This is a genomic window from Microcoleus sp. LEGE 07076 (assembly GCF_015207455.1).
GTDB lineage: Bacteria > Cyanobacteriota > Cyanobacteriia > Cyanobacteriales > Microcoleaceae > Microcoleus.
The window spans coordinates 1-1,015 of sequence record NZ_JADEWV010000493.1; the positions used below are offsets into that span (position 1 = coordinate 1).

Genomic DNA, 1,015 nt, shown 5'->3' on the forward strand with positions numbered 1-1,015 from the left:
GCTCGGAAAGATACTCGGCCGAAGCCCGAGCGGCCAATCGAAGGGTATGATCAAAGCCAAGGCTGCAGATATCCACCGCAGACCCGTGCTTTACCGAATTGATCGCAATGCAAAACTTGATCCGGACGCAGATTGGTTGATACTGGTTGTTTACACTCCGAACGGCGCCCTCAGTCAGTGTCAGAAGTACCAGATCGAGACTTTCGTTCAGGCGGGCTATGCCGTGGCTCTTGTGGTCAACACGGACAGCTTCTTCGACTATGTCAAACCCGACTGCCCGTCCGCCCGTATCGTAATTGTCCGGGAGAACGTCGGTTTTGATTTCGGGGCATGGAAACTCGCTGTGGAAGTTCTGGGCGGCCTTAGCCAGGTCCGCAGCGTTTCAGCAACGACAGCATATTGCCGGTGTATAACGGCATAGACGCGGTTTGCTCGATGCGCGAGCAGGTGGCCGCGTGTGACGCTGATGTTATCTTTCTTACATCAAACAACGAGATCAAGAAGCATTGTCAGTCCTACTTTTTTACTTTCAAATCGCCACTTCTGGGCGAACGCGGCCTCAGCGTCATACATGATACTCCCATAATTCATGATAAGGACCAACTGATTCACGAAGTTGAAGTCCACCTGTCAGATCGGCTGAGCTCGAAGGGCCTCGTCGTCCACACGCTTTTCGACCTTGGTGTGGAGGATAACCCTACAATCCATTTTTGGGAAGATCTGCTGGACTGCGGATTCCCCTTCATTAAAGTTCAGCTTGTTACGGCAGGGATCATTCCTGTTGACGATCTGCGCATGACGAGATGGCTTGGCCCCTCCGCGCAGGCCGATTTGCGCGATCACTGTGCGACGAGAAGCCTGGGGGTCAGTCGCCATCACCCACATTTGGCCGCGGAACCAACTCCCTCAATGCCAATCTCTGGTCGTTTTAACCAATATGGCGCCCAACAGGCGACCAACCCGGCTTCCACTTTGTTTCCGACGATCAAGGTCCCATTGGTCGGTTCAGTCGTAC

The 1,015-nt window shown here is 53.6% G+C and carries 2 protein-coding genes; both read left to right on the forward strand.

Annotation, left to right across the window (positions count from 1 at the left end):
* Positions 1-421 (forward strand): rhamnan synthesis F family protein (locus IQ270_RS30505; RefSeq protein WP_228056860.1); only part of this gene is annotated, 421 nt, incomplete at its 5' end.
* On the forward strand, positions 400-1,015 hold a 616-nt coding region (locus tag IQ270_RS30510), incomplete at its 3' end, for a hypothetical protein (protein WP_228056861.1). The genes IQ270_RS30505 and IQ270_RS30510, both read left to right, overlap by 22 nt.